Origin of the sequence: Rubrivivax gelatinosus (assembly GCF_016583785.1) — a bacterium.
Taxonomy (GTDB): Bacteria; Pseudomonadota; Gammaproteobacteria; order Burkholderiales; family Burkholderiaceae_C; genus Rubrivivax; species Rubrivivax gelatinosus_B.
In genome coordinates this window covers 1-4,487 of record NZ_NRRU01000183.1, presented here as the reverse complement: position 1 = coordinate 4,487, position 4,487 = coordinate 1, and the positions used below count along the sequence as shown (strand labels likewise).

The 4,487-nt window shown below is 74.3% G+C and carries 3 protein-coding genes; all 3 read right to left on the bottom strand.

Translation table 11 applies throughout. The features are described 5' to 3' along the window. Window positions 1–1,907 (bottom strand): transglutaminase family protein (locus CKO43_RS25000; RefSeq protein WP_200380361.1); only part of this gene is annotated, 1,907 nt, incomplete at its 3' end. A gap of 377 nt (window positions 1,908–2,284) precedes the next feature. After that, window positions 2,285–3,646, bottom strand: a complete 1,362-nt coding sequence (locus tag CKO43_RS26250; protein ID WP_200380360.1) for a tetratricopeptide repeat protein — start codon at window positions 3,644–3,646, stop codon at window positions 2,285–2,287. Between the two features lie 8 nt (window positions 3,647–3,654). Beyond that, window positions 3,655–4,487, bottom strand: an 833-nt coding sequence (locus CKO43_RS24990) for a ComEC/Rec2 family competence protein (protein WP_200380359.1), incomplete at its 5' end; no start/stop codon positions are given.

Below are 4,487 nucleotides of genomic sequence, written 5' to 3'. Positions count from 1 at the left end.
TCTCCCTCTCCCGCGGCGCGGGAGAGGGGCGGGGTGAGGGCTGGGGGTGTGCCGGCACCCTCACCCCAGCCCTCTCCCGCAGGCGGGAGAGGGGGCAGGTCCGTGCCGCCGGCGCTTCCGGGCCAGGCGACCGTGCCGCCTTCGGCGAAACCGCCGCCTGCGCGATGCGGGTCCCAGCCACGCGGCTGCGAGCGCACGCTGGCCGGCAGCGGCAGCGGTGCCTGCGGCGCGAACGGGTCGGTGGTGATCAGCGCCTGGCGCTCGCCCGGCTCGGCCCAGGGCAGCGAGTCCAGCGGCAGCCGCCAGCCCATCGCCGAGTCGCCCGGGATCAGGTAGAGCCGGTCGTCGCGCAGGAACCAGGGGCCGCTGATCCACTCCGGGCCGGCTTCGCCGGCGAACCACTCGCGCCGCAGCGGCAGCACGTAGCCGGTGACGGCGTCCAGACCGGCGCCGAAGACGCGGCGCAGGCGCGCACGTTCCAGCTCGTCGTCCAGGCGCGACTCGAAGGGGTCGACGTTGGCCGGCAGCCGGCGTTCGCGCCAGAGGTAGTACCAGGCGTCTTCGTGGCCGGGGATCAGCCACTTCGGGTCGACCGCGAGCCGGCGCGCCAGCGCCGCGCCGAAACGTTCGGCGTCGGCTGCGGTGCAGGCCTGCGGCTCGCGTTCGTCGGCGAAGAGCGAGGGGTCGTTCCAGCAGGGCTGGCCGTCGGCGCGCCAGGCGATGGTCAGCGCCCAGCGCGGCAGCTGTTCGCCCGGATACCACTTGCCCTGGCCGAAGTGCAGGAAACCGCCCTGCCCGTACCGCTGGCGCAGCCGGTGCACGAGTTCAGTCGCCAGGCCGCGTTTGGTGGGGCCGAGCGCGTCGGTGTTCCATTCGGCGCCGTCGCGGTCGTCGACCGAGACGAAGGTCGGCTCGCCGCCCATCGTCAGGCGCACGTCGCCGGCCTGGAGTTCGCGGTCGACCTGCTCACCCAGCGTGAGCACACCCTGCCACTGCTCGTCGGTATAGGGCTTGGTGACACGCGGCGACTCGTGGATGCGCGTGACCTGCATCGTGTGGCCGAACTCGACCTCGCAGGGGTCGATGGCGCCCGACACCGGTGCCGCGGTCGAGGGTTCGGGCGTGCAGGCCACCGGGATGTGGCCTTCGCCGGCGAGCAGCCCCGAGGTCGGGTCCAGCCCGATCCAGCCGGCGCCCGGCAGATAGACCTCGCACCACGCGTGCAGGTCGGTGAAGTCGCTCTCGGCACCGCTGGGGCCGTCCAGCGACTTCAGGTCGGGTTTGAGCTGCACCAGGTAGCCGGAGACGAACCGCGCCGCGAGACCGCAGTGGCGCAGCGCCTGCACCAGCAGCCAGCCGGTGTCGCGGCAGGAGCCCGCGCCGCTCACCAGCGTCTCCTCGGGCGTCTGCACGCCGGGCTCCAGGCGGATCAGGTAGCGGATGTCCTGCTGCAGCCGGCGGTTGATCTCGACCAGGAAGTCGATCGTGCGCTGCGGCTCGCGCGGGATGCTGGCGACGAACTCGGCGAACTTCGGTGTCGGCGCGTCCTTGGCCAGGTAGGGCGCGAGGTCGTGCGCGAGTTCGCTCGCGTAGGCGAAGGGGAAGGTCTCGGCCTCGGGTTCGAGGAAGAAGTCGAAGGGGTTGTAGACCGACATCTCGGCGACCAGGTCCACCGTCACCTTGAACTCGGTCGTCTTCTCCGGGAACACCAGCCGCGCCAGGTGGTTGGCGAACGGGTCCTGCTGCCAGTTGATGAAGTGCTCGCCCGGTTCGATGCGCAGCGAGTACGAAACGATGGGCGTGCGGCAGTGCGGCGCCGGGCGCAGGCGCACGACCTGCGGCGAGAGCCCGACACGGCGGTCGTAACGGTAGTGCGTGACGTGGTTCAGCGCGACGTGGATGGACACGGGTCGGGACTCCTCGGGAGGTCGCCGCGCTGTTGCAAGTGCCGGGCCACGAGGGGCGCCGGCCCCTCGGCGGCGCGCCGATGATGCCAGCGCGGCGTGGACCGCCGGCCGCAGCCGGGCTCGGAGTCTGCGCGGCAGAGGCCCGGCCGTGGCCGATGCCGCGAGATCAAGAACGTGCCGGGCTCCGGGCGTCCAGCCGCGAGCAGACGAGCGCAGGCTGCAAGCGCGGTACAGCCCAGACTGGCTGGAGCCTCCCTCGCGGAGGGAGGCTGGAGGGAGCCGTCGAACGAGCTGGAGCACCCTCGCGGAGGGGGCTCGGGGGAGCCGTGCGTAAAGCCGCAGGCTAGGAGGCGGCGCGGCTTCTGCCGCGCGGACTCCTAGCCCAGCGCCGCGGCCAGGCTCGCGTGCAGCGCGCCGACGGCGTCGGCCCAGCGCCCGCCGGGCGGCTGCCGGAACAGGCGCATCGTCTGCGGATACCAGGGCGTGTCGTCGCGCCCGGCGAGCCAGCGCCAGTCGCAGCCGAAGTCGGGCAGCAGCAGCGCACACGGCCGCCCGAGCGCGCCGGCCAGGTGCACGACCGCGGTGTCGACGCTGACCACCAGGTCGAGCTGGCTGACGATGGCCGCGGTGTCGGCCAGATCGGCGACGCCGGCCATCGGGTTCACGAGCGCGAACGGCGGCGCTGCCGCCTCGTCTTCGCCGGCGCCCTTCTGCAGGCTGACCAAGGTGACGCCGGGCAGCGTCGCCAGCGGCGCGAGTTCGGCCAGCGATGCCAGCGAACGTTCGGCGTCGTTCTCGAACCTCGGGTTGCCCCTCCAGGCCAGGCCGATGCGGTAGCGGCCGCCGGCCGCGCCCAGCACCGCGGCCCAGTGCGCGATGCGTTCCGGGTCGGCCTGCAGATAGGGCAGCGCCGCCGGCACCGTGTCGACACGTGTGCCCAGCAGGCCGGGCAGGCTGAGCGGCGGTACCCAGAAGTCCCAGTCGCCGGGCGCGACATCGGCCGTCAGCGGCACGACGACGTCGAGCCCGTCCAGCCCGGCGAACAGCCGCTCCAGCGCCGGATAGGCGAGCACGCCGACCCGCGCCGCACCCTGCGCCTTCAGCAGCGCGGCGTAGCGGGCGAACTGGATCATGTCGCCGAGGCCGGCTTCGACACCGATCAGCAGCGAACGCCCGGCCAGCGGCTCGCCGCGCCAGCGGGGTGCCGGCAGCAGATCCTCGAGCGCGGCGTACCAGTCGCGGCGCTCGAACAGCGGCCAGGCTTCGTCCCAGCGCCCCTGGCGCAGCAGCAGCGTCGCCAGGTTGAAGGCGGCGCCGTCGTGCCCGGGTGCGAGCAGCAGCGCGTGGCGGTGGCAGCGTTCGGCGACGATTTCGTGGCCGGTGAGCGCGTACAGCAGGCCGAAGTGGGTCCAGGCGGCGGGCGACTGCGGGTCGAGTTCGACCGCACGCGCCAGCGCCGCCTCGGCTTCGAGCCGGCGCCGGCTGGCCAGCAGCAGCGTGCCGTACAGGCCCCAGACAGCGCCGTCCTCGGGCGCCAGCGCCAGCGCCTCGCGGTAGGCGGCGATGGCCTCGTCGACACGGCCCTGGCGTTCGAGCGCCAGCGCCAGGTTGGCGTGGGCCTCGGCCAGCGCCGGCGCCGCCGTGATCGCGGCGCGCAGCAGCGGCTCGGCGCCGGCGGCATCACCGGCCTCGAGCAGGCGCGTGCCGTCGGTGAACAGCGATTCGGAGGTGGCGGACAAGGCGGGTTTCAGCGGGCGGGCAGAAGATGATGCCAGTAGCGCCGCGCCACGTCGCGCTGGCAGAAGGGCTCGCCCTCGGCGGGCAGCGTCCAGGCGCCGCAGCGGTCGCTGCGCAGCAGCGTGATGCCGCGCGCGGCGTAGCGCGCCGCGACCTCGGGCGCCGGGTGGCCGAAGCGGTTCAGGTAGCCGGCCTGGACGACGGCCCAGCGCGGCGCGACCGAGGCGATGAAAGCCTCGCTGGACGAACTGCGGCTGCCGTGGTGCGGCACGACCAGCACCTCGGCCGCCAGCGGCGCGCCGGCCGCGACCAGCGCCGCTTCCTGCGCCGCCGGCAGGTCGCCGGGCAGCAGCACGCTGGCGCCGGCGCCCTGCACCCGCAGCACGCAGCTGGTGGCGTTCGCCGCGGCGTCGGCGATCGCCAGGCCCGGCGGCGGATGCAGGACCTCGAAGTCGACACCGTCCCAGCGCCAGCGCTGGCCGGCGGCGCAGCGCCGGTGCGGCACGCGGCCCAGCAGCGGGTGTGCGTCGGGCAGCGAGCCGATCAGTTCACCGACCGGCAGCGCGGCCAGCAGCGCCGAAGCGCCGCCGACGTGGTCGCCGTCGCGATGGCTCAGCATCAGCACGTCGATGCGGCGCTCGCCGCGGGCGCGCAGCAGCGGCACGAGCACACGCTCGCCGGCATCGGCTTCGGGCGACCAGCGCGGGCCGGCGTCGAAGACCAGCAGGTGGCGTGCGGTGCGCACCAGCAGCGCGCTGCCCTGGCCGACGTCGGCGGCGACGAGTTCGAAGCGGCCCTCTGCCGGCCGCACGACCGGCGGCGCCAGCAGCGGCAGCAGCAGGG